Here is a 22,840-nt window from a genome sequence, read left to right on the forward strand (position 1 = left end):
AGGAGCCGGACAGTGACGACGAGGGCGGCGCAGGCTGGCCAGGTGAAGGCGGCGACAAGGAGCCGGACAGTGACGACCAAGGCGGCACAGGCTGGCCAGGTGAAGGCGATAAGGACAAGCAACAGCCGTTGACCATCGACGGTGCCCCGATTGGCGGGGGCGGGCCGGATGCGGCGGCTAATGCCCTGCTGAACGCTGACGAGCAACAAGGCAAAATCAAGAAGCCGATCATTCAGGTGCGCTATGACGAGCGACCGGCTCGCCTGTTGTCCAGTCGCCGAGCTGCATATGGTTTGGGCTGGCTGAAGTACGACGACGACGGGGAAGAAATCGAAGTTGATCTGAACCAAGTTCAGCTTGTTGCTGTTATCGAGGGCTGACCATGACGGCAAAAGCGAAAACCTACTTTGCCGCTGCTGTTGCCGTTGGAGTGCTGTTGTTGTTCGCGGCCTATCCATTGCTGAAGGACAGTCAAACCCTGTTGGCCTGGCTGGCCATTATTGCAACGGTGGCCGTGCTTGTGCTGGCGGTGCCGTCGAGAATAGGCCGCAGCTTTTACCAGGCGACGTTAGCCGCCTGGCGCAAGCTGGCAAATGGTGTGGGATGAAAATAAAGTTTCATCCTAACTAACGGCAAAAGCCGCCTGGATCGGTGGCTTTTTGTTCGAATCAGGAACTAAAGTATCATCCTAAACCAGAGGCCGGGCGCACCTGCCGGCCGGAACCGTAGAAATAAAGTTTCATCCTTAGCGCTAAGAAAGCCTTAACTGCGTACTAGTGCGCCAACACTTGAAAGTACTTAACCTGCAGGTTGACTGCCGTCAAGCTCCTGGCTGCCGACAATGTTAAGCGTTTTCAGACCCCCCTAAGGGTAAAAGCAACCATCGCTAAATCTGATAGGAAGAAGCCCTTGAATCAATCACACAAAGGCTGCTGCAATCCCAGCTGCCATGTTTGTGGCAAATAGCCTGAGAGCTCCCGCCCTGGAAATCAGGCGGCTCTCGATCTGAATGCCCACGATTTGCACAGCATCCACCACAGCCTTTTCAAAGACAGTGCATGTCCCAACGGGCTGCGGGGCATCGCCTAGCTGTGCTGGATAGGCTAGTGCCACTAGGTTGCATCCAGTAGCCTTGGAGAAAGCTAGGGCTTCGTAGATGTCAGCTTCACTGATGCGAAGTTGTCCCTTCTCCACGTGGCCCTTGTACTTGGCATCCAGCAGCATCCTGGGCCTTGTTCCATCGAGCTCAATCACACAGTCTGGGTACACTGAAAGCTTGCTCACAGCACCGGTACTCATCCTGGTCTTTGTGCCCAAGGGATAGCCCTGTTGGGGCACTACGGCACTGCGACCAAAGCCCAATCGTGCAGCCACCGTTATCAGATCTTCCCACACGCGCCAGGTATTAACTAAGTAACCAGGTGCATGGGCCTGTCCCTGCTTGTAGTTAAGCCCCAAGCCTCCGAGCACATCGATAGACAGCTCATGCAGCGGCTTCCACGCTCGGTGCCGTGCAGGAACGGGGTTTCGACGGTTAGTAGCAACGTTCTGAGGCGAAAGGTCTTCAATCAAACGCACCAGCGAACTTGCGGCTGACGGGTCACTTACTTCAGGGAGTAACACCTTGGCCGCTGCCACGATGTCCCCATTCCAACCGTTCTTGCGATCAAAGCGAATGAGCTCTTGCTCAAATCCATCGGGTGAAGGAAAAATGAGCTCCACCGGATCAGGATCCCCATCGATGAAGAAGTCTGCTTCACGCACCCTACGATAGCTGCGCAGTGGCCGGCGTTTACTGGCCTCATACATGCTCGTGATGGAACGAGCTACTAGCGTAGACAAGTCCCTTGGAGTACCACCTGATGCCGATAAACGCTCGGAAGCCAAGAGCCGTCCGTGACGTGAAAGCGTGGAGAGGAAAAAGAAATCTTCGCGCCACGCTGCATCGGTGTCGTCGAGCCCCAAAAACTTTGGAGCAACTTCCAGTTCCAGTGAAGGTGCCAGGCGAATGAGGCCCGCAAAATCGATGGCACGTGTGCCCTTGGCATCCACCCTGATAGGGTTATAGCTAAGCCTCAGGCTCGACGCAGCACGGCTCCCAGCCTCCAATATAAGGCTGTTGGCCTTCGTGCGATCCACCCCAATGGCGTCCGCAATTGCACGGCTCAGGTCAACGGGTGTACCGTACTCAACAAGGGACAGCCGTGTTCGGGGGTTCACCACGTGCTACCCCCTCGGATTGGCAAATGCCCTGAGAGCCGCGTAGATATTGTTCTCAGCAAAATTCGCGGGCCCTTCAAGACGAAAGCGCAAATCATCCGCAAAAGTCGTCTCGGTGAGCTTGAACGGATTAAAGGCTGGCCCATCGAGCGCATTCAGAGTTGCGGCAATTCCTCGGATGTCCCCGAAGAACACCTCTTCCACGTGTGCACGCACCTTGGCCCACCCTACACACAGCATGCCCAAAGCTTCATTAAGGCCCAGTGTTTGCGGCTTCACACCCGACATCAGTACACCATGCCCGATCTGAAACTCGGGGCCACGGCCCAGGGCAATTTGCGCGTTTACAGCAATCCAGGCACTAACCGAAGCCTCCAAGGCATCGTTCACGCTGGCAGGTACATCAGGCAATGCATTGGCACCCTTGCCACCCAGACCGTAAAACGTCCGCAAAGCCGCTTCATCGGGCTCCAAGCGCATAGGCTCCCAACGACGCAAGAACGCTACATCCAAGGGCTCCACCGACGCATCGGCCTGATTCATCGCAGCCAAGATGTAGAGGTCATGGGGCAGTGCGTACTCGATCACATCACCAGAGACGGGATCGAGCATTTCAAAGAACTGCGTTTCAGCACGTTTGGCCCCATCAGAGGCCAAACGTTTGTCGGACTCAATGGCCACGATGGCACCACCGAACGCCTGCACCGCAGGGCCTCGGTTGATCTCATCAATGATCAAGAGCGCGGCACCATTGGCGCCCTTCGCATGCTCACTGGCACGATACAGGGTGCCCTTCACGATGGTGAAGTCTGGAGCTCCTGCTTGCTTGTTAACTGCTGGAGTGATGCCTGACACAAAGTCGCGGTACTTGGAATTTTGGTGGAAGACCGTCCGAAAGACTTTGCGGTCCATCTTCGTGGGTGCAGGAATGCCTTTAACAGCCCCAGCAGCAGGAGGAATCGGAATGCCGCCCATGGGATTGAGCTGCGGTGGGCCACCTGCAGGAGCAAGACCAAAGGCTGTTTCAAAGGCCAAAGCAACTTCGGCCAAGAGCTTGGACTTGCCCGTGCCTGGTGCACCAGACACCAGCACGTTGCGCGAACGTGCGAGTAGCTTTAACACCTGTTTGCAGTTTTCACTTGCCATTACAGAACCTACGCATGTTCGTGAAGTCGATATAGCCAATCACGGCTCGATTAGCAGCCCGCTGTGCATCCAAACAACTCAATAGCTCTTGAGCCACTGAAGGATCCCAAACGCCTTTAACACGAAGAGTTGCTTCTTCCGCGAAGTGCGGCCAAACCGACTGGTCATGAAGCTGAATCAGAAGCAACAAAACGCGATTCCCAATTCCCCCTGATGGCATTCGGTCCGAATCAAAACATGAAAATTTCGGCACCTGAGAAATCCATCCCTCTCTCGGCCGAGACTTTGTGGGTGACATAAACTCAGCTGCTCTTGATACAACCTGTGTTGAGTCCGGCTCGTTCCAAAAGAAGGTACCTTGATGTACTGCCTTTCCACGCCGGAGAATTTTATTGGGAAATATCAACTCAACAGCTGGCAACACCGCCTCGTAGGGAAATCGAAAGTCTCTTGCCCCGCCCCCAGAATCAGAGTCGTTAGACTCCGCATCAGCTTTCCGTCGATCTCCCTCAACAATCTCCTTGTACAGAATTCGAGCAACCTGCCCCGCTCCATTAGCCATGAATTTTGGATCCTTCTTCTTCTTCGATTTCTTCGCCCCCTAGGGCGAGCTCAGAGGGCACATAAGCAATAGCCCCCAGCGCACGTGCCTGCACCGCACGGTGCGACCAAACTGTAGACAGACTTCCTGTGCGTTTTGCCATTGCAGCCAAAACATTATCTCGGGTAATTGTGGACTTGACCTCACCTGGCAAGCCCACCTGGCCCCGATCCAAAAGCGGGAAGTCTTGGAGCACTAACTCCATGTCCTTTAAATCGAGCCCATAGGCCACGGCCACTTCCGCATCAATCTCCCCACGAAGCTGCGCCATGCGCTCGTAGGTTTCACGAGTAGCCCCCGCACTGTCGAGTGTGCGCAATTCGCGTGCAGCACTCACCAGCCTCTTCCATGGCAAACCATCTTTGGCGAGTTTTGGCATGGGCACGCTTTGCAGCAGGAAGTAATTCACCGTCGTAGTGAGCACACGCCGAAGCATCCAGTCAAAGGCAAAACTGTTGGCGATGGACACCCACACCAGCAGCCGTTCTTCCGATGGGTCCTCAGGGAAAAGGATCGTGGGCACCTTATTGCCACAGACCACCCCAGCAGGAATTAACGAGGCCATGAGCGAACGCTCATTGGTCTGACCCGCAATGTCGCAAAAGCCCACACGCAGCACGTCCGCACGGTGCTGGTTAGCACGGGGCATGTCGGAGGGGCGAATCCAAAACTGGGGGGCAAGGCGTGAGCCTCCGATGGCATAAGCCTCCCACAACGCACGGCGACCAGTGCCAGACACGTGCCCTTTTACACCAAAGCGATGCGCCTGCACCATTCGACCTTCCACCAGTGGCAAAGCGCCAGGCGTGGCACGCCCCAGGAACTTAGGACGCTCCTTGGTCATATCAACTTCACGGCAAAACTTCGGGGTCCAGCCATAACCAGGCTCTTCCCACGAAACACCTGCTTCTCCGATCTTTGAGAAGAGCTTCCACTCAGACACGTTACGAACCTCGGGCAGGCTCAAATCGCCCCGAACACCCGCAAGTGCTGCACGCCCAATAGTGGCAGTTCCCGTAATCTCCAAGCCCGTAGGGGTGCCCCGCTCATGCATGAGAGTGATGGGCTCACGCTTGCTCTTTTCAGAGCCAGCCTTCGTGAGAGCCACGGCCAGGAACTTAAAGCGTGTGTCGATGGCAAAGAACCGTGCACGGTTATCAATGATCGACATGGACACGCTTTGGCTCGCATCAAAAATTTTCTGCCGCATGGCGCGGGTACCTTGCGAGCGAATGAGCCCACCGGGAATTAGTGCAGCCACCACACCCTGCTCTTTGCAGAGTTCAAAAAAGAGGTCCGTGAAAGCAATGTATAGGTCTGGCTCTCCATTACCCAAATCGGGATAGCGAGCCAACAGGCGACGAGAGTAGTTCGCTACCTCATCGCGCTGCTGGGCAAACAGCTCCTCATCAAGCCCATGAATTTGGGCCCCGTAGTGGCGCTTGGTGCCTGAGGACTTCAAGAATTCGTGCCGTGAGAGCTTGACCTTTTCCCATGGTGGGTTGCCGATCACCGCATCAAAACCCTCAGGGACCATGGCAGTCCAAACCTTGCGATCTGCCATCAAGCTATCGCCACAGTACCAACGTGCACGCATAGCTTTAATAGTCGATACATCATCAGTGAACGAAGCAAGCGCAAGCAGTGCCGCACGCAAAGAGTTGCCCGAAAGATCCGCTGCACACACACCGTGAGCCAACCAATGCGCCGTCTTGGCTCGATCCATCCCACACACTGCGTGAGTCAGCGCTGCTAGCAAAATTCCTGCGCCGCAGGCAGGATCAATCACCTTGCTCTTGTGTGTGAGCTTGGGGGCAGCGAGCTTCGCCAGTCGTGTAGCCAGGCGAAAATCCGTATGGTAGGCGCCCGTGCTTTTTCGATCCTGCTCATGCAAGACCTCACGCGCCAGGACACTCAGTGCCAAAGCAGGGTGAATAGGTGAACGCTCGATGGCACTTGCTACAGGTGCCGCAAGCTCCAAAAGCTCTGATGCTGGGCGCTTGCTCTTGACTCCAAAAGCCTCGTGAAACGCCGTTAGGTCAAACCCGCCAAAACGCGCTGACGCTGCCTCCAAAACTTGAAGCCGAAGCTCAAAGCTGGTTGGGCCATAGTCCCCTCCCACAGCCCGAGTGAGAGCCGCTTCTGCTGGGGCTAGGTACTCTGCTTCAACAGGCCGAGGAGCACTCATGCATAGCTCCCCACGAGAACGGGTTTGATGGCTTTAACTGTTTTTGACTGGGCTTGGGAAAGCTGTGCCATGGACCGCTTCACGACCACCAAAAATTCGTTCACATCGGACGCCGAGCTACTGGCAACCTTGTTTGGGCGATATCGACCAATGGCGCCCAAAGGGTACATTGTGGACGAGCCGATCTTAGAAAGCTCAGCCTTCATGTCCTGCATGCAGATGTGTCCTTCACTACTGTACGAGAGCAGTACCCTTTGAGCCTTCAAGCCATGCACCAGACGCGAGAGTGTTTTGAGAGCACGGCTCTTGTAGCAAAAGTCAGAAGCCAAGGCCTTCCATGGACGAAGTCCCGCAACACCCTCCACCACAGGCTCATCGCCAAGAGCCACCGTTTCAAGGATGTGGTAGTAGCTCGCGTATTGACGCTTGGTGTATGGGGGGTCCAAATACACTAGGTCATGTGTAGCATTCGGAACGTCGAACACATCACCCACGGTAGCCTCAACACGCACGCCAGTTTCTTTGAGCTCACGGCAACGCATGGCAATCTTGTTTTGAGATTGGCTTGTCCATTTGGAGAGGAAGCAGCCAAAAGTGCCCGCAATGTTGGCAACGCGGTTCAGTGCACCAAAGAGATCGGCAATCAACAGCCGCTCCTCAATTTCGTCAATATATCCGGCACCTTTCCACTCAACAATCAAGCAGCGCATAGCGTCGATCCGAGCTGCATTTTCTTCGGTGAAGTACCTACGCTCAATTCCACACGTATCGATCGAAGCGGGGCTATAAGTGCGCCACATAAAACCATGCAATGGCTTAACTGCGTTTAGCTTGCTAACAGCACCAGAGTACCCACCAAGTTTTTTGAAGGTCACCTGATCATGGCTAATAAGACGTGCTCCGGCAGAGATAACCGCTGAGTGCAAGCTATCATTAATCCGCACATTCCAACCATGCTCCGCAGCGGCCTCAGCTACCGCTCCAGTTCCACAAAAGGCATCCACAAAAAACGCGCCCTCTCTAGGCGGCCCAATGTGGGCTGCTATCTTGTCGATGAGTCTAGATTTGGAGCCAATATAGCGAAAAGTCATATAGAAACCCCTACGTTTTTTTTACGGCCAGTTACTGCTCGACCCTGACCAAGTTCTTGGCTGGCTTCTGGGCTTGGCAACACAATACCTTTGCGGTCGCAATAGTCACAAAGGAGTACCTCAAGCATGTTCACCATGCTCCGCTGCTCATGCTCCGCGGCCTCCTTTAAGGCCTGTTTGAACTTTCTGGAAACTCTTAGATTTAAGGTCTCACTTTTGAGGTCAGTGAATCGCATAAAAATGCCCCGCATATGTCTGTGCAACTGCGTTATTGTATATATATACATACTAGATAGATACACTATGACAGGGATTCTTAACCTTACGTACCGGTACAGTGCAGCACTGTTTACTCGCGGACCGGGCGGGATCCTTCATGGTTTCTCCTCCTCCCGAAGGCGAGCTACAGGGAAACCAGACTGCTTTAGCAATACATCTATCCAATTTTCGACGTATCGCGAGTCTTGCCATCATGAGCGCACACACAGCAACAGGCGTTGTAGCCAGCTCTGTTGCCTCACAGCAAGGTTGTTGAGATCTTCTTTGGGATGATGTACCGGTTCATTGACATCACAAAACGTTTCGATACTCGCTGGCCACCGAAGTGAGGCCTGTACCGTATCTTTCAAAATCTGCATGACATAGCGCACGTTGGCTTAGGGTGAAACTCTATTTTCAAGGATGAAACTTTATTTGTAGGGATGACACTTTATTTTCATCCCACAAATGGCGGGAACAACTGAAGTCACAGAACGAACAAGGGGGCCAAAATCGGCCCCCTTACTTTTGGCGTTTAATCTAGCCCTTGGGGCGTGGTGAACTAGCGAAGTCTGTTCACCACGAACCGAGGGCCGACAAGCGAAGCGCGTCAGTTAGCGGCCTCAAAAGCCGTGTCACAGTCTCCGCATAGGACGTTTAGGCCAGGCTTACCCCAAATGTTCGCCTGGCAGAGCGGGCAAGTATATTTTTCCCGATTCGACTTATTCGGGCGCTCCCCTGGCTCAAATGTGATTTCTCCATCCTCAACAGAGATCCCAGCCAGCCCCATGATAGAAAGATCCCCGGCCATTTCATCGGTGGTGCCGTTGGCGATTGCTGCCATCAGCTTTTCACGACTGGGGAAGCGATCCATCCAACTGATCCGATAGTCATCCGTCATCAGGCTTTCATATGCTTCCAAGAAGCGCCCGCCCTCAATGGCATAATCCGCCATCTTGTCGCCGGTTCGTGCTCCACCAGGTGCGCCGGTGCTGCTTGGCATTAGTCCGATAGCTTCCATGAAGTCGGCCCATTCCTTGTTGTGATAGCCACGCCGCCCAGGCTTGCCGAAATGGTGCTGCCATAGGTGGCACATTTCGTGGCAAAGCGTTTGCATAATTTCTTCGGGGGGGCATACGGCGAAGTAAGCCGGATTCATGGCGATTTCGTCCGTCCGGGTTCCTTGGGAGTTAACGAACCTCTCCGGGCTGAAATAGCCATAGGTTTGTTTTTCTCGTTGGAGGGTGATCAGGCAATCGGGCAGGACACCATCAAACAGCTCGTTGTTAAAGTGATCATATGCCCGCTGTAGTTCGTCGTAAGCCTGCAATGTTGGTTTCATCTAGTGCCCTGCTCCGTGTATTGGATTGCACAATCTATAACCATTATGCGGCAGCCTTTTGGATTGCACAATCCAAAGTTAGGGGAAGCCGACGAGCCAGGGAGCCCCGCGACCTGGTGAGCCTGGCCGAAGGCCAAAAGCCACTGCAAAACCGAAAAATTTCGTACGTACGAAAAAACATGGGGGGGTTAGAACTAGGGCAGGATTCGCAATTTGCTAGCGTCTGCCGCCGCTTGTGCTAAAATTGCACCTGTCCCCCCCTTGCCCCCCCATGTTTAAAGAGGTCGTTAATGGCAAAGAGCTATCGGATCGAAAGGCGCGTCACTAAGGAGCAAAAAGAAGCCTGGCAGGCTTTCTGCCACGCTCAGGGCGTATCTGAATCCGACATGCTGGGCCTAATGATCGAGAAGGTTACGGCGGGCAGTGTTGCCCTTGACCATAAGGGGCTGAAGGAAACCAAGACGGATCAGCTCAATATCAGGTTGAACACCAGAGACATGAAGCGCATCACGAAGCGAGCGAAGGCCGAAGGGTTCACCAGTCGGACGGCGTGGCTAACGGCTGTTGCAATGGCCAACCTGAACCGCGAGCCGGTTCTTACCGAGAGCGAGATCCAAGCACTGCGAACGTCAAACAGGGAGTTGGCGGCAATAGGCCGGAACCTGAACCAGATCGCCAAGGTACTGAACACCGAGTTTAGAGAGTCGGATAAGCTCAACCGCCAGGCGGTTCTAGCTCTATCTGAAAAGATCGATTCCCACCGCGAGGAAGTCGCCGGTTTGCTTCAACGCAACTTAAACAAGTGGGGGATCGATGAATAAGGGCTATGACACTCTAGCCGGGTTGCTAGAGGGGAAGGTCAAGACCAAGGCCAATAAGACCGGCGATCTGAAAGGCCGAGTTAAGCGAGTCACGGATAAAGCATCCGAGGTGATGGTTAAGGTATCTGGCGCGGCCAAAGGGGCCGAGCACGTAAAAGCTCACCTGGACTATATCAGCCGAAACGGAAAGCTAGAGCTTGAGAACGAGCGGGGAGAAGTTATCAAGGGAAAGGCAGCGGTAAAGGAGGTTCACAAGGAATGGACGCAAGACGGCGGGAAACGCCGAGCCAATACCAGGGATACCGCTAACCTGGTGCTGTCCATGCCAAAGGGAACTGATCCGAAAGCTGTCCGAGACTCGGCCCGGGATTTTGCTAAGGGGCAGTTCGGGGATAACTACCAGTATGTTTTTGCCCTGCATACTGACGTTGATCACCCGCATGTGCATCTGACCATTAAAACGCTAGGGCATGATGGCCGCCGTCTCCACATCAAGAAGGGTGATCCGCAGAAGTGGCGCGAAGGGTTCGCGGAGCAGCTTCAACGGCGCGGCATTGATGCTGAAGCCACACCCAGGGCACCGAGAGGCGTAGTTAAAAAAGCCGTCTCCCAGGTCATCAAGAATATTCGGAGTCGGGGCGAGATCCCGGAGGTCGATAAGGCTAAGGTCAAAGAGATCGTTTCCGAGTTCAAAGATAAGCAGGCAGGCAAGCCGCCGAAGGCGAAACCGTGGGAAGACAAGATCCAGCAGCGACAGCAGGAGGTTAGAAAATCCTGGTTGTCGGCGGCCAAAGACCTGAACCAAGGCGATGCCGAAGATAGGGAACTGGCGAGCAAGATAGTTGGCTTTGTTTCGTCTATGCCACCACTGGCAACAGAACGGCATGAGATAGCCGCCAAGCTGGCCGAGCAGATGAAGCCCCAACAGAAAGCCCAGGACGTAGGGCAGGGCAAGGCAAAATCAGAGAGGGACGAAGACGAGAGATAAAAAAACCGGCCTGTTGGCCGGTTTTTGTTTTCAGGTATTTAGCGTTCCATATCTTCCGCTTGTGCCTTGGGCTCTTTGCTTGTTGCCACGGCCTCCCGGATCTTGATTTCAGGCTGGGGAGCGTCAGAAAGTCGGGCTTGAACCTTTTCAAGGAATTTTGCCCTATCTTCCTCATTCGCAAACCGACTAGATAGCTTCTCAGCAAGCGCCAGAGGCAATTTGCTGATAGGGTCAATGCGTTGCCCTTGGTCAGCCCCTTGCGTGGCTCTAATCGCTTCCTGTTCGGCCTTGGCCTTCTCAATCTGCTTGGCTAATGCTGGGTGTTTCTGTAGGTCACTCAAATTAGAGATAACATCGTTTGCCTGGTCAGGTTGATTACGGGCCAATCCTTCCAAAGCAACAGCCGCAGATTCCCCCAGGGCCGCCCCTTTGTTCTGGTTCGCTACAATCTCCATCAGCTTGCGAGTTTCACTGAAAGCCTCAGTCTGGGGCTTGTTATCCGTTGCCGCTGATTCAGTTGCCTTGGGCTCCTGGTGTTGCTCCTGGTGCTGGGGTTTCAATAGTGCTAACTCAGCTTCAGCCTTTTTCACCTGTTGAGCTAAGGCGGGGTGTTTCACCAGGTCATTGAGTGTAGAGATAACATCGATCACCTGTTTGGTTTCGTTGAGCCCCAATGCTTTCAGGGCGAGGGAAGCAGAATCCCCCAGGGTGGCCCCTTTGTTCTGGTTCGCTACAATCTCCATCAGCTTGCGGGTTTCAGCCAGGGATACCGCCTGATCTTCTTGTTGCGTTTGGGGAGGTCTGGCGTTGTCGCCGGTTAGGGTGCTTTCCCGTTCCCTGGCAATAACCCAATCTTTGATCGCTTCAGCGTCTCTAGCTGCTCGCAAAATTTCCTTGGGGTCTTCCTTCAGCACTTTTACCCAGCTTTTGACATAGGCAGCGTGTTGGCCAGGGTCATGCCCGATCTCTAATTCATCCCCTATCAGCAGGGAACCGATCTCAGCGCGTAATTCTTCCTTTGCGTAGGACTCCGAGCCAAAGCGCCCGGATAAGTCCCTATTCAAGCGGCTGGCATGGCCGGTTGCGTGGCCAAGTTCATGCAGAGCTGTTGCATAGTACCTATCAGCGGTGGCGAACTGGTCGCGCCCTGGTAAGTGGATTTCATCTTTGCCAGGGAGGTAAAAAGCGTTATCAGCTTGATCGTGTGAAATGGGGATACCGGCATTGGTTAGAATGGCTTCCGCCCGTTCGTGTCTATTCCATGCGGGATCTTTCTTTTCTGTCTCAATTGGGGGGAGTCCTTGGATCTGCTCACCGTTGAAGACAACAGCCGAGAAGACTTTAGGCTTATCCAGTTGGACGGTGATCATCTTCTTTTTGCCGTCGCTATCAATCTCAGGTTTTCCGCTGGCGTCTAACTTGGGCACTTGGTCTTGGAACTTGAAATACTGGATCAGCGTACCGCTTTCACCTCGTTTCACCTGGGCATTGACGCTTTGCGCCTGCTTGTAGGTCATCCAGCGCGGATCTGACCTACCTTGCATGGTCAACCATAGGGCGTTGCCGCCCCGGTATTTTGTACCGCTCACAGGGTTATGGGGCACCATAGAGGTGCCCGGTTCCCAGGGTTTTTGCCACGGCGCGGTGCCTTCTTCGAGCTGCTTGATAAGTGTTTCAGCAATCAGCTCGTAATAGGGCTTTTTCTCTCCGCTCGACTCTTTACCCTTGGCCATGTTTACGCCTCCTGTTCTGTTTCAATCGCATCGAGGGCGTCTTGTTCGGAAAGGGCGCTTTCCTCGAAAGCGCCCAATTCTTCAGCCTCTTGTTTGGTCAGTTCGACAATCTGACCGGGCTGATTCAGCTTCAGTAATTTATCGTTCATTCTCTGTCTCCTTCGTGCGTTCGATGGTTGTTTCTTCCCTAATCTTCAGCTCAGGGGCTTGCTGACCGGTCGATACGTTATCCGCTACCTGGCCGCGAACTCGCTCCATGAAACGGGCTTGATCGACTGCGCTCAAATTTGCCGCCGCGAATTTTTCAGCGAGCTTAACCGCCGTGATTTCGTTGATTAAGTCCGGGTGCTCCTTGACCAACTCTTTAGCGTCACGGGAAGAATCGCGGATTGCTTCGGCCTTAACAGCCCATTCGTTGCGATACGAGTTAACCGTTTTGGTGCCGGTAACATTACCCTTTTCATCCTTGATCTGCTTTTCAACTTGTACCGGTTTGCGTCCCAAGTTTTCCAGCTCGACATGCTGGCCAGCTTCGGCCTGGGATTCTTCAATCGCCTTTTCTAGGCCCACACCCCAAGTTGTGCTTTGTTGGCCGTCTGCATTCTCAAGGGTGACAAAGTAACTCCCGTTATTGTCGGGGTTGTGCTCATAAGGGGCTTTACCATGCTCAACCAGCTTACCCGCGAGCCGGTTAACTTCTTGAGCTGGGGCCGCCGCTTCAGGCTGTTGCTTATCAGCGGTCGCTGTTGCGGCTGCCGCTTTGGCCATCTGGGGAGATTGGGCCGCCTGCTGGCCTTGTTGCTTATCTTGGTTCGTCGGCTGTTCTTTGCCCTTGGCTGCTGGCGGTACAACGTCAGCTTGTTCCCTGGGCTCAATCTCGTTTGAAGTCCGGTCATTGGTCAGCTTTTTGAGCCTGGCCAAGTCTTCCTCTTTCGGTTTGTAACCCCTAGAAGCCAAGCCCCGTGATGCGGCCTCAAGCCAGGCGGCCCGTCTGAAATCTTCAGTACCGGAGAGCTGTAATTCAGTCCAGCCCCGAGCTTCAGCAATATCGACCATTGAGGCCGCTACTTGCTCGCTCGACAGCTTGGTTTGCAACTTGGCCCCTTTATCGACGAAAGCCAGCGAATCAGGCCGATTGCCAAAGTAATATTTGCCGTCTACCTCGATATAAGACTTTGCGACCTTCTCAGGAACAATCGGTTTGAACGTGGTCGCTTCAAAGTCAGAGTTTGAGGCTTGGCCCTTCGGTGTCTGGCTTGGTTCAGATGAAAATTCACCTTCCGCTTGTGGTCTATGTTGAGCCTTCCGCTCGTCTTCCTCGATCAGCTCACCTATGGGTTGACGGCTGTTGGTCAGCCATGCCCTAACGTCAGCGTCAGCCGTTTCTATTTTCCGCTCAATAAATGGCTCCACGGCGTTTTCTTCGGGCTCCTGGTTGCCCAGGGTAGCAGCAGGGGCGGCGGCTTGTTCCTGGTTGTCCAGGGCAGCAGCAGGGGCGGCGGCTTGTTCCTGGTTGTCCAGGGCAGCAGCAGGGGCGGCGGCCTGTTCCTGGTTGTCCAGGGCGGCAGCAGGCGAACGGGCCGTTATGGCCAGGGCTTCATCACGATCCAGATTCAAGCCGAACCCTCTCTTATAAGCGGCTTCAAGGTGTGGCCAGTTCATAGCCTGGTCAGTGTTTACAACGTGAACCCCGTCGCTATCGCTTGGCTCGTCTTGTTCAACGGCGCGAATATAAATATGGCTTCCCTCTAACTCTGACTCGTATTGACGGGAAACATGGACAGCCACTTTCAGGGCTTCCACTGGTTCATAACGCTTGGCGTCTTCCAGGTCGCCAAATTCTTGCCCGTCCCAAAAACGTCCTTGGTCATCACGCAGAATGCCGAGTTTTTGATTGTCTTCTGAATTAGACAGGGCGGTATCAATTTCACGCTCGAATTTATCCGTAATTACCGGCCCGGTGTTTTCTTCTACTTTATCCACGGTCGCCACCTTATTAAGAGTTGCTTCAACTTGTTCCCGTACAACCTCAAGCCCTCTTGACTGGCCAAGGTCATTAAAATCCGAAAATCCTTTTTCAATCTCTTGATTATTGAAAACAGGGGTTTGAGCAATGCCATTTGTTATGGTGGCTGCTTGCTCTGCTTTTTCCTTACCCTTGTTTGCTGTGTTTTTTCGGTCATCGTCTGCCAAAAAAACATGCTGGCTATCGGGGTATTTTTCCAATAGCTTTGCGGCAACTGTCGGCATATTTCCAGCATCAACAGTCATAACAACAGGCCGCCCGGTGGCTTCACTGATAGTTGCCGATGTTGAATATCCTTCAGCGTATAGAATCGGGTCGCCATTTTTTAGCTCGCCGCCAACAACAAAATAACTCCCTGATTTCTGGCCATTCTTCTTTAGGGATTTAAAACCATTTCCGCTAATACGTTGCAGGGTTCTTATTTCGTCCTTTTCATTCTGAAGCGGAATTACAACGCGCCCGCGCTTATCAGTTTTTACGCCAGGGAAAGCCTTCACCCCCTTATTGACCAAGTATTGCTCTTGGCCGTTGGCGTTGGGCATTAGGCTGGCCGCTTGCTGGCTTCTGTGGGCATTGTGGTCGTACTGTCTTGCCTGGGCCTGGTCGCGTTCTATCTTGCGCTGTGCCGCTACTGCCTTCAGGTGCGCTTGAGCTTCGGGATCAATACGATTGCCGGTAGCCTTCCACTTCTGCGGTTCGCTATGGATGCGGTGATCTTGATACCAGCCAGCCGGTACACCGTCCAGGTATCCGACATAAACGCCCGACTTCTGGCCGCCTCTGTCGTCTACAGTGCTAACCCGGTGTTTCTTGCCGTCCATCTGTGGTTCGCCATCGAGGATGAAACCGGCGTCTTCAAGTGCCTGGCCAAACTCAATGACCGGATCTGTTTCGCCTGGTTCGGCCCGGCGAGTTGTGTCCGGTATCCACTTTTTCAGCTTGTCGAGATCCGCACCAGGATTGGCAAACCAGAGTTTGCTATCTTCATCCAGCCCTAAAGCGTTCTTGCCGTCTGGCAGTTTGCCCGCAGCTCGAAAAGCGTCTTTCCGTTCTTCAAAAGGAATGGCCAGATATGTTTTTTCCTGTGCAATATTTGCCATTTCAATTATTCCTTATGCCGCTTCAGCCAGGCCATTAAAGAACTGGCTTACAAGGTCGTCCATTGCATCATCAGATATTGAGCCTTCAGGGATTTCAATCTTGGAGAAGTCACAAGAAAAATCGTCAAGGTTCAAATTGTCAATGTTCTCAATGTCAGCAACGGTAATATCCCGCTCCACAACGGTTTTTTCTGAAGTTTCAGCGTCTTCAATTTTGTTGGAGTGGAATGAAACCTCACCTTTCGGCCTGTTGTTAGGGTCAACCAGGGGAACGGCAGGCGAGGGGAATTTAACCCCATCACGACCGTTGCCGCGCTCGTTGAAAGTCTGGTCGGCGTACCAAGTTATTTTGCTGCACTTAATAGGAGGGCAGTTTTCCAACAACAATATTTCAGCCTTTTGGCCAATCTGCTTAACCTCTTGAGGCATAAGCAGGGCGCGGCCTGTATCGCTGGCATTCTCAGAACGGCTTGTTTTCCCTGTGAGTTGCCGACTACGTGATTTGTTTTTTACTGTCTTGGTGCCCAGGCTGTCGGATATTTCCTTTGCTACCTTGATGTTTTTTGGAGCAAAAACGATTTGCAAGGCGTGGTTATCAATGAACGTTTCCGCCGCATCAGCCCCATATGTTTCACGCAACTGTGCCGGTGATTGGATAATTGGCAGCATACGCAGGCCATAACCTGCAATATAACTAATACCTTTTGACAGAATGCCAACCTTGCCCATAGCGGTAAATTCATCCATAAGCAGCAAACAGCTATGTTTCAGGTCTGGATTTTGCTCGGGCAGCTCACGGGTATTGAGATCGATTACCTGCTGGAAAAAGAGATTAATCAACGGTGCCAGGCGATCCAGGTCATCCGGGGTAATCCCTACATAAACCGACATACGGCGTTTGCGCAGGTCGCGCAGGTCAAAATCATTGCCACTGGTTGCGGCATCGATCACCGGGTTATAAAACAGCTCCAGGGAGGCCGTGAAGCCTTTACGAACGGAGCCGCGAGTCTTGTCCGGGGTGTCCAGGTACTCTTTCAGTGCTAGATAGCATTCATCTGATAAGGGGTTATCAGACTCTTGCCGCTGCTCTACGATTTCGGCCAGACGTTCATCGCCCATAGTGAGCTGACGCAGAGCCTCGCCCATCGTAACCGGCAGTTCCTCAGTCTCGATAAGGTAAAGCACCAGGCCCAGCCAAAGGCTACGAGCGGAGGATTGCCAAATAGGCGCTTCATTCTCGACTTTCGGGAAAAGCATCTGACCGATTTTCTGTATATCGTTGATGCGGAAATTCGGGTCATCAGAGATATAAAAAAGTGGATTCCAACGGTGCGAGCGATAATCTCGGGGAGCTAGGTTCAGCAAATAGCACTCTTGGCCATGTTTGGCGCGAAAACCTGAAGTTATATCCCAGTTTTCTTGCTTTATATCCAGCACAACAACGCTATCTTTCCAGCTCAAAAGATTGGGGATAACAATACTCACACCTTTACCGGAACGGGTCGGGGCCGCCATTAAGACATGTTGAGCCCCGCCGAAAATAAGATATTTTTTTATCAGGCCGAAAAAAGCAGTTTTGACGCCAACAATAATCCCATCTTCAGAATAAAGACCGGAATCCTTTATTTCTTTTTCAGTTGCCCACCTGGCATCGCCAAAGAGGCTTTCTTTCTTTGGCATGAAATAAAGGAATGCTGGCAAGAGCAAAATAAGCAGGGAGCCAAAGGCCGCCCCGGTTATCCATGCTTGAGTTTTTTTAATGTCCCCGTAATAGTACCAGTATTGGTAAAGGGTCAGCGGGGTTGCTTCCTTGGCGTTCAGGCCATTGCCAGCCATAAAAATTGCACCGGCCAGCCAAACCCAAACCAATATGAAAAGAGGGACGCCTAATAAAATGGCGTATTTACGCCATTTGTGTCCGTTTGAATTCTGGGTCATAGTAAATCTCCGTTATTACCCGTTTCCCGCGAATGTTTTTAATCTGCACGATAATATCGACGCACATAAAGAGAAGTTGCTTAATATCCTCTCTGTTCATCGAGCTGCCGCTTTGGCTTTCCTTCAAGAACAAAACCAGTTGTTCTATGGCCATTCTGGCGCTGTTAGCGTGCATGGAGGTAATCGATCCAGGGTGCCCAGAGTTGACGTTTCTCAGGTAGTAAAAGGCTTCATCCCCCCGGATCAACTCAGCCACAAAAATCCGGTCTGGCTTCATTCGCAAGGAGCTTTCCAACAGGTGTTGCTGACTAACTTCAGATACCCCTTGCCCACCGGCTGAATAGAACAGCGGAACGGTGTTCCAGTGCGTCTTATAGAGCCCCAATTCATCCACGTTCTCGATGCTAATCAGGCGTTCATCATCAGGCACAAGCTGAAGCAGGGAGCGCATAAACGTAGTTTTACCGCTACCGGTTGAGCCTGACACAATGATGTTTAGGCGAGACTTGATCGCCAGCTCAAAAAACGCCTTAAACTTCCGGGCTTGCTTGAGTTCTAAAAGAGTTCGTTCAACTTCGCTAAGGTCAGATGAATAATCAATTACCTGGTCAAACGCCCCGCTTTTCTCGTAGTCATCCAGTGTTGGGTTAAATGTCGGTGGCTTTCGGATTGTCAGGCTGACACGGCCAGACAGTGTTACCGGAGGCACGACAATTTGAACACGCTCCCCCTCTGGTAGGGTGGCCGAGATTATTGGTTTCCGTTCATCGAGAGATTGGCCGGAAAACGTGGCGGTCAGTTTTGCTATGTCTTGGCAAAGGTTGAAATCCAACTCGGGTACGTCAAAGCGTTCCCAGCCAGAGCGGCTTTCTGTAATAACCTCACCTGGTTGATTAATGACGATTTCTGTAACGCCGTCGCGGTTCAAATAAGGATGGAGAATCCGAAGATTCTCCATCAGTGCGACGCCCTTAATATGCGGGCTTGAGGTCATACACCCCCCTGAAATCAAGATCCCTGGCCACGAAAATATTGATGTGGTCGCCTTGGTTTTTTAGCAGTGTTGGCGGAATGTTGATCGAGTTTTCCAGCGCGATACCTGCCGCCTGGGTTGCTGCATCTGCTGTGCTGCCGAATTGAACCTGATTGTTGTTGCCGTCGCCGCTGGCCTTGTTCGCTACGAACGTGCCAACGTCATCTATCAGGCTCAACATGACAGCCCCGCCGAAGCGTTCCCAAAAGTGGGTATCAACAAAGCCATCCAGGCCACTGCGACCGAGCGCATCGGTGCCGGGGCTGTCGATGTTCACAATGACGCCGTTCGGTGTTTCAACGCGAGTCCAGAGCACAAAGATCCGTGCTTGGCCACGTTTCAGCCCGCCTTGGTATTGGCCAACAACTTTAGAACCACGTTCCAGCAACAAAACCTTGCTATCGGTGCTGTAAACGTCCCTGGTAAGGCGGCAAGCGGTCATACCTGGTACGTCGCTTGAAAGAGCAGTTTCCAAGGCGCAATCAAGGAAAGTACCTTGCGTGATAAAGAAAGAGCGATCACGCAGGAGGCCCGCACGGGTGCCCTGTACCGTTGTCCCCTTCAGTCGAGCGCCTAACCCGTCTGCGGTGTCACTCTCAGCCAGGGAGCCATCACCGCCCGCCGCTGTAGCCTGGTAGGCCGCGCCGCCTTGGCCATCATCAGCCCCTTGCTTGGGAGGCTTTGACATATTGCCAAACGCCAGCAAAGAAGGGTTACGCTTGCGCTCTTGAGGGGTCGGCTCTTGCTTGCCGTTGTTCCCTCTTGGGCGCTCCATTGCAGAAGATGGGGGCGGCGGTGCAACGTCACCAGTTCTTACCACTGTGGCGGTGGCTGGCTTATCTTCCTCCGGCGCTTTCGGCGGCGGTGGCGGTGCAGGCAAAGACGGCGCAGGGCCGAGCCGGTTCACCACCTCGGAGTTTGACCCCTTGCCAGTTTTCGGCTTGTCTTCATCCTTCTTGCCACTGCTAAAGCCGCCGTTTACAGCTACCAGGGCGAGAACCACGAAGATACCGATAACGGCCACGACGATTTTTTGCATCACGCCGCCGCTGCCTGGCTGGCGTTTTTTCTTCGATATGCTGGGCATACCGCGATCAACTTCATCCCCGCCGACTTCTTCGACCGGTAGATTTTTTTCGTTCTGGTCTGACATTACTGGCCTCCCTTAATCACGCGCTCAACTCCTGGGGCTGTTGTCCCTGTCTTATTGGCGATTCCATCCGGGTCATAATTTTCATTGAAAATACATGCAACACGGTTGCCGATTCGCAATGTAAATTGCCGCGCAATTTTCTGGACAATAATTGTGTCAGGGTGTTTGGAATCAACCGTTGTATTTACCAGGCTTTCAGAACCGTCCGGGTTAACGATATAGATTGCTGGCATTTCGCGGTTGCCTGGGTATTTCAGATAAGTAAAGCGGCCATCATCAAACGCACTGATTGGCGACACATCTTGGCTACCCTTGGCCCAATAGTTCCAGTTCGTCGCTTTCGGCGCGTCGTTCTGGCTCATTCTGGCCTTCAGTCTGGCGGCTTCTGCCTCTGCTTTTGCCTTGGCCAATTCTTCATCCGGGTAACGGAAATTGACTTGGAAAAACATATCGTTCGGGATGGGGTGAGCGCCGTTCTTGGATTCATGGGCGGTCAGCTCAAAGTTATAAACCCGAACGTTGGTGATAACGGTCATGTTTGTTTCGGCCATTTCACCGAGAGGCTTAATAAAGAGGTGATTTTCTACCGGGGCAACATCCCAAGCCTCTTTATCACCGATGGCAATATTGGCGATTACTTCATTTGCACCAAATTGCACATGAGTAGAAAAGCCATAATGGCCAATTACTTTTGTCACCTGGGCGGGGTTGTAATTGATATATTTCACCCGCTTGTCATAGATGCCACCGGCTGGGATTTCCACCGCCAGGGCAGAACCGGCCAAGCTGGCCAGAAGCAACGCCAAAGGAAGGGCTTTCATCTTCTTTTGCATGATTAGAGTCCCCCGGCTTCTTGGTCATTGCGATAGGAAATCACTTGGAAGCCAAGCGGGTTTTTGGTGCGGTCGTCGAGCCTCATAGGCTCATTGCGATAAGCAAACGTGATCGTCGCGGCCCAGTGGGTGATCGGTGAGAACTCACCGGCACGGCGCACCTGCTTGGTATAGCGAACCAGGGCGGTATAACGGGTTTCGCCTTCCAGCTCCTCCCCTGTGTTCAGCATGGAAATGGCTTTAACCTTGGTTTCTACTTCGGAGTTTTGGCCATATACCACAATCGGCGCTTGTGGGTTTTTGCGGGGGTCGGTGTATTCGGCATATTGCTGTTGTATCGTCGGTGCGGAGAGCAAGCCGACCATTTCCCGATCATAGTCACGGGTATCCCACAAATAGCCCTCACGGTGCCGGATATATTGCGCCAGCCAGTATTTATTCAGCGCCTCTTGAGCTGTGGCTTTTACGCCTTCGTCCTTCTCCTTCAGGGTGCTTACAACGTCAGTCAGGCCGGTATTGTTATCAACCCGAATAACAAACGGCTCAACGGTTTTGAGGGGGAGGACAGACGAGATCCCGATAGCTTCCAGGATGGCCACTGTCACGGCCACGCCAGCAACTCGCCAGGCCCGCCGCTCTGATTGCTTGGTTTTGGCGATAGCATCGCTATCCCAGCCCCGCGCTTCCTCAAAATATTGCTGGTCGATGGTTTTACCCTTGCCAGGCTTTTTATTGTCACCTTTAGCCGTCATTACCGTGCTCCCTTAGTACGTTCGTCCTTCCAGGTTGTTTCCTGGTATTTGGCCTTCACGGCCTTGATCTGCTCCTGGGTCAGCATTTCCGGGTTAAGCGGAACCATCCCGCGCCCATCATCCATACATTGCGGAGGTGGAGGCGGGGAAAGGGTGCAGCCAGTGGCAGACAGAGCCAAAGCAATCATCAAAAGGGTTTTCTTCATTATCCTATGCCTCATCAAAGTTATGCGCCTTGAGAATCAAAATATACCATTTTGATAGTCAAAGCGCAAAAGATTGATGCGGGATTTTTCATCCCGCATTATTAGTTTTTTGGGTTACATGCTTGCCACGGAGTTACCACTACCGAACCGTTTTTGATATGCAGATGCTACTCGTTGGCCAGCTCTTACGGGGGCTGTAACAGCTTGCTTAGTGGCGCGGTACTCCCGTTGAACCTGACGGGAGGCGCGTTGCATGGAGGAAGGGCGGAGGGCATTCATAGCTGAACCAAACGCGCCTTGCGTAGCCAGGGCAATACCACCGCCCAGGGCTGCCGCAACTGATGGAACCTGACGAACCACCAGGATACACAGGGCGAACACAAGGCAGAGCATGGCAGCATCCCCGAGGTTTGCGGCATCGGCGGCGGCTGCTTCGTTGGGGGCCAGCTTGTCTATGTAGGTTTGCGCCAAGCTAGTCATTAGCGTACCGACCGACGAGGCAAGCACCAGAAGCAAGCCAAAGTTAGACACCATAGCGATCCAGCTTTCAAAGAAACGCTGGGTTACTTTGAACAGCAGGCAAATGATGAACAGCGGCCCAATTCCCAGGAGAACCGTAGTCATCAACTTGGCCAGCAAGATCAGGAAGGCAACAAACAACGTCAGGCCGCTACCAATTACCAGGACAATCAAGGCAATCAGGTACAGGCCAAAGTTACCATCCAGAACCCCGCCTTTTTCCCAGGCTGCCTTTGACACGGCAAACACCTGGCTAAAAAGGGCATCCAGCGTGTCGGCACTGGTGCCACCGGCACCGGATACGACAGCCGAAATATGCTCTGGCCCTTGCTGAAGGAACGTCACGACAACACCCATATAAGTGCCAACCGTCAGGCCAAGGGCCATGATGCCACCTATACGAATGATCCTGAAAACCCCGTCTTGTAACGGCTCTTGCACCCTGCCGAACATCATCAGATAGCCCCACATGGCCACAAAGACGATCATCATCGAGGTGAACAGAGGGGAGGCAAAACCAACGACATTCCCGACCGTATCCACAACGTAGGTATTCAGGGCGTCGTCAACATTCGCAAAAATGCGCTCAAACAGGTTTGTTGACATGGCCCGACTCCTTACCAGTTATTCAGCTTCTTCAGAGAGCCGCTTGTTGCGGCCTTCTCAGCCTGCATTGCATTGACGCAATTGGGGGTTTCTTTCAGCTCGCCGGGGTTGTCGGCGCACCGCTTGACCATTGCCGCCCGGTCGGCGGAATTCTGCGAATAGAATTCAACCGACTTGGTTTCTTCGAGCGGCTTTTGTTCAAAGCACCCGGCCAGCGCGAGGCTGGCCAGGCTTACCAGGGCAAAATTTCGTACGTACGAAATCGCGGTCATCTTGTTCATTTTCT

At 53.0% G+C, this 22,840-nt stretch carries 21 protein-coding genes; 4 read left to right on the forward strand and 17 right to left on the reverse strand.

The genetic code is table 11. The annotated features are described in order from the left end of the window. On the forward strand, positions 1–380 hold a 380-nt coding region (locus PG881_RS20515; RefSeq protein WP_333563429.1), incomplete at its 5' end, for a transcriptional repressor KorB C-terminal beta-barrel domain-containing protein. A gap of 2 nt (positions 381–382) precedes the next feature. After that, positions 383–607 carry a hypothetical protein gene (locus PG881_RS20520; protein ID WP_270802554.1) on the forward strand — a complete coding sequence of 75 codons (225 nt, stop codon included), beginning with the start codon at positions 383–385 and terminating at the stop codon, positions 605–607. 311 nt (positions 608–918) lie between these two features. Here the strand turns inward: PG881_RS20520 and PG881_RS20525 are convergent, their stop codons facing one another. The 6 genes from PG881_RS20525 to PG881_RS20550 all read right to left on the reverse strand — a co-directional run bounded on the left by PG881_RS20525 (position 919) and on the right by PG881_RS20550 (position 8,846). Beyond that, positions 919–2,223 carry a 5-methylcytosine restriction system specificity protein McrC gene (locus tag PG881_RS20525; RefSeq protein ID WP_270802556.1) on the reverse strand — a complete coding sequence of 435 codons (1,305 nt, stop codon included), beginning with the start codon at positions 2,221–2,223 and terminating at the stop codon, positions 919–921. Between the two features lie 3 nt (positions 2,224–2,226). Then, complete coding sequence (locus tag PG881_RS20530; RefSeq protein ID WP_270802558.1) at positions 2,227–3,366, reverse strand: AAA family ATPase; 1,140 nt, start codon at positions 3,364–3,366, stop codon at positions 2,227–2,229. Then, positions 3,356–3,928, reverse strand: coding sequence for a hypothetical protein (locus PG881_RS20535; protein ID WP_270802560.1), 573 nt, complete (start codon positions 3,926–3,928; stop codon positions 3,356–3,358). Before PG881_RS20535 ends, PG881_RS20530 begins: the two co-directional genes overlap by 11 nt. After that, positions 3,921–5,948: an Eco57I restriction-modification methylase domain-containing protein gene (locus PG881_RS20540; protein ID WP_270802562.1), complete on the reverse strand. Its 2,028-nt coding sequence runs from the start codon at positions 5,946–5,948 to the stop codon at positions 3,921–3,923. The genes PG881_RS20535 and PG881_RS20540 overlap by 8 nt, the downstream gene beginning before the upstream one ends. A gap of 203 nt (positions 5,949–6,151) precedes the next feature. Further along, complete coding sequence (locus PG881_RS20545) at positions 6,152–7,246, reverse strand: DNA adenine methylase (RefSeq protein WP_270802564.1); 1,095 nt, start codon at positions 7,244–7,246, stop codon at positions 6,152–6,154. 868 nt (positions 7,247–8,114) lie between these two features. Beyond that, complete coding sequence (locus PG881_RS20550; RefSeq protein ID WP_011191314.1) at positions 8,115–8,846, reverse strand: SprT-like domain-containing protein; 732 nt, start codon at positions 8,844–8,846, stop codon at positions 8,115–8,117. A 290-nt stretch (positions 8,847–9,136) separates the two neighbouring features. On the opposite strand from PG881_RS20550, the gene PG881_RS20555 reads away from it, so the two are divergent. Continuing rightward, on the forward strand, positions 9,137–9,667 hold the full coding sequence (locus PG881_RS20555; protein ID WP_011191315.1) for a plasmid mobilization protein: 531 nt from the start codon (positions 9,137–9,139) through the stop codon (positions 9,665–9,667). Beyond that, positions 9,660–10,655, forward strand: a complete 996-nt coding sequence (locus tag PG881_RS20560) for a relaxase/mobilization nuclease domain-containing protein (RefSeq protein WP_011191316.1) — start codon at positions 9,660–9,662, stop codon at positions 10,653–10,655. The genes PG881_RS20555 and PG881_RS20560 overlap by 8 nt, the downstream gene beginning before the upstream one ends. A 38-nt stretch (positions 10,656–10,693) precedes the next feature. On the opposite strand, the gene PG881_RS20565 is transcribed toward PG881_RS20560, so the two are convergent. From PG881_RS20565 to PG881_RS20615, 11 genes are all read right to left on the reverse strand, one after another. Beyond that, positions 10,694–12,388 carry an ArdC family protein gene (locus PG881_RS20565; protein WP_011191317.1) on the reverse strand — a complete coding sequence of 565 codons (1,695 nt, stop codon included), beginning with the start codon at positions 12,386–12,388 and terminating at the stop codon, positions 10,694–10,696. A 2-nt stretch (positions 12,389–12,390) separates the two neighbouring features. Continuing rightward, a complete protein-coding gene (locus PG881_RS20570; protein WP_011191318.1) occupies positions 12,391–12,537 on the reverse strand; it encodes a hypothetical protein in 147 nt (48 codons plus the stop codon). Beyond that, positions 12,527–15,514 (reverse strand): LPD7 domain-containing protein, encoded by a 2,988-nt coding sequence (locus PG881_RS20575; RefSeq protein WP_270802567.1) that lies wholly within the window; start codon positions 15,512–15,514, stop codon positions 12,527–12,529. The genes PG881_RS20570 and PG881_RS20575 overlap by 11 nt, the downstream gene beginning before the upstream one ends. A 12-nt stretch (positions 15,515–15,526) precedes the next feature. Next, the gene (locus PG881_RS20580) at positions 15,527–17,452 is read right to left on the reverse strand and encodes a type IV secretory system conjugative DNA transfer family protein (protein ID WP_101150983.1); all 1,926 of its coding nucleotides are present in this window, start codon (positions 17,450–17,452) and stop codon (positions 15,527–15,529) included. Further along, positions 17,418–18,446 carry a P-type DNA transfer ATPase VirB11 gene (gene virB11, locus PG881_RS20585; RefSeq protein WP_231070100.1) on the reverse strand — a complete coding sequence of 343 codons (1,029 nt, stop codon included), beginning with the start codon at positions 18,444–18,446 and terminating at the stop codon, positions 17,418–17,420. Before virB11 ends, PG881_RS20580 begins: the two co-directional genes overlap by 35 nt. Continuing rightward, on the reverse strand, positions 18,424–19,638 hold the full coding sequence (gene virB10 / locus PG881_RS20590) for a type IV secretion system protein VirB10 (RefSeq protein WP_011191322.1): 1,215 nt from the start codon (positions 19,636–19,638) through the stop codon (positions 18,424–18,426). Before virB10 ends, virB11 begins: the two co-directional genes overlap by 23 nt. Beyond that, positions 19,638–20,471 carry a P-type conjugative transfer protein VirB9 gene (gene virB9, locus PG881_RS20595; RefSeq protein WP_011191323.1) on the reverse strand — a complete coding sequence of 278 codons (834 nt, stop codon included), beginning with the start codon at positions 20,469–20,471 and terminating at the stop codon, positions 19,638–19,640. The genes virB10 and virB9 overlap by 1 nt, the downstream gene beginning before the upstream one ends. A 2-nt stretch (positions 20,472–20,473) precedes the next feature. Continuing rightward, positions 20,474–21,223: a virB8 family protein gene (locus PG881_RS20600; protein ID WP_011191324.1), complete on the reverse strand. Its 750-nt coding sequence runs from the start codon at positions 21,221–21,223 to the stop codon at positions 20,474–20,476. After that, complete coding sequence (locus PG881_RS20605; protein ID WP_231070101.1) at positions 21,223–21,429, reverse strand: hypothetical protein; 207 nt, start codon at positions 21,427–21,429, stop codon at positions 21,223–21,225. The genes PG881_RS20600 and PG881_RS20605 overlap by 1 nt, the downstream gene beginning before the upstream one ends. A 114-nt stretch (positions 21,430–21,543) precedes the next feature. Beyond that, positions 21,544–22,554: a type IV secretion system protein gene (locus tag PG881_RS20610; protein WP_011191326.1), complete on the reverse strand. Its 1,011-nt coding sequence runs from the start codon at positions 22,552–22,554 to the stop codon at positions 21,544–21,546. Between the two features lie 11 nt (positions 22,555–22,565). Then, positions 22,566–22,835, reverse strand: coding sequence for an EexN family lipoprotein (locus tag PG881_RS20615; protein WP_011191327.1), 270 nt, complete (start codon positions 22,833–22,835; stop codon positions 22,566–22,568). Positions 22,836–22,840: the final 5 nt, after the last annotated feature.

The organism is Aeromonas sp. QDB54 (assembly GCF_027707385.1).
Taxonomy (GTDB): Bacteria; Pseudomonadota; Gammaproteobacteria; order Enterobacterales; family Aeromonadaceae; genus Aeromonas; species Aeromonas hydrophila.